The organism is Thermogemmata fonticola, from assembly GCF_013694095.1.
GTDB lineage: Bacteria > Planctomycetota > Planctomycetia > Gemmatales > Gemmataceae > Thermogemmata > Thermogemmata fonticola.
Genome location: NZ_JACEFB010000032.1, coordinates 1 through 1,656 on the forward strand (window position 1 = coordinate 1; position 1,656 = coordinate 1,656).

At 57.3% G+C, this 1,656-nt stretch carries 2 protein-coding genes; both read left to right on the forward strand.

Annotated elements, in window-relative coordinates; translation table 11 throughout:
• A partial coding sequence (locus H0921_RS17540) for a DUF1559 family PulG-like putative transporter (RefSeq protein ID WP_194539830.1) occupies positions 1-814 on the forward strand: 814 nt, incomplete at its 5' end.
• 19 nt (positions 815-833) lie between these two features.
• A complete protein-coding gene (locus H0921_RS17545; protein WP_194539831.1) occupies positions 834-1,310 on the forward strand; it encodes a hypothetical protein in 477 nt (158 codons plus the stop codon).
• Positions 1,311-1,656 lie beyond the last annotated feature (346 nt).

Below are 1,656 nucleotides of genomic sequence, written 5' to 3' on the forward strand. Positions count from 1 at the left end.
CATCGCTTTGCACAACTATCATGACGTCAACAACACTTTCCCGGCCGGTAATGTCTCCGACAACGTTTGCTGCGGCCAGAATGTCTGGACCACTTGGACGGTGGATATTCTTCCTTTCCTGGAACAAGACGCGTTATTCAAAACCTGGGTTCCGAGTCAGAACACCTGGGCTAGCGCCAATACCTTCCTACGCACTCAATTCGTCAAGGTGTATTCCTGCCCTTCGGACACACTTTACTTACGGACGGAGCGTCCTGCTTCGGGCAACGGCAGTGGTGCGCAGTATCAATTCGGTTCCTATCGTGCGGTGTCAGGGCGCAGCGGCGGCAACGGCCGGGTCTTCTGGGACACTTGCGAACCGAACCTGGGCACGCTCAACCCGGCGTGGAAGGGCGTCCTCCACGTCGTGATCCGAACCACCAATGCCAACGTAGCTGCTCGCTGTCCCACAGGAACTACCGAACGGATGACGAGCATCATTGATGGAACGTCCAACACTCTGCTGGTCGGGGAGTACACCAATATCGATGTGCCTCGCCGGGCGACCTTCTGGGCCTATGGCTACACCTCGTACAATCAATCCTCGGTCACCAGCGAGAGCCGTATTCTGGGCAACAGTTACAACCGCTGCTGGAACAGTCCGGGCAACGGCGGGGATAATCCCTGCAAACGCGGCTTCGGGAGCAATCACGCCAATGGGCTGAATTTCCTCATGGCGGATGGATCAGTCCGCTTCATCAGTTATAGCGTCGACATCAATCGCCTGGCGGCGATGGCAACCATGGCGGGGGGCGAGGTGGCGGACGTGAACTAATTGCCTGGGAGGTCCAGCTATGTTGCGGTCATTCCTCCTCGCGGGAATGGGATTGCTAGCCGCCTGTGCCTTCGGTTGCAGCGACGGACGCCCGAAGTTCGTCCCTGTTTCAGGCCGGGTCTTGGTCGATGGCAAACCTGTGGCCAATCTGATGGTCACGTTTCAGCCCATGCAAACGGAAAAAAACAAAGACCCCGGCCCTGGCTCGGCGGGCGTCACCGATGCCGAGGGACGTTTCACCTTGAAAGTCTCCTCCCAGCAATACAGCGGCACGGGGGCGGTTGTCGGTAAGCACAAAGTGCGCATCGGCACGGTTCTACCCGGCGAAGGCCAGGCGACCGATCCGAGCATCGGCTCGCCCGATGACGCTCCCCTGGCTGGCAAAGAGCTGATCCCCCCGCAATATAATCAAGACACCATCCTGACCTTTGAGGTGCCGCCCGGAGGTACCGATCAAGCCAACTTCGAGATTTATATCCGCACTCGCAAACCGTGACGGCGAGTTCCCGCTCTGTTTCTCTCCGGGCCTGGCCGCGTCATTACGGCTGCCTGAGACGGCAACTCTGGAAGAAGCTCCGGGGAGGGCTAACGTTGTAGCAAGCCAGACGAAAGGAGCGTCTGCTCTTCTCGGCTCTCCTTCGACTTCTTTCTAAACAGGGGTAGTCACGAGAATATCGTGGTGAAACAACATCAGATTCCGGGTCGTATTTTTTTCATTTTTCACCCCTTGCAGGAAGGATTGGACTGCGGTAAATTGCATAGCGGTCGCGAGGAGTCTCGCGGTGGTTGTGTTCCTCTCATTTCTCTATTTCGTGAGGTGCTGTATGACTCGCTCCCTTAGC

Bases quoted from the DNA above. Each gene is read 5' to 3' on its own strand.
- H0921_RS17545 (WP_194539831.1), top strand. From the start codon at position 834: ATGTTGCGGTCATTCCTCCTCGCGGGAATGGGATTGCTAGCCGCCTGT.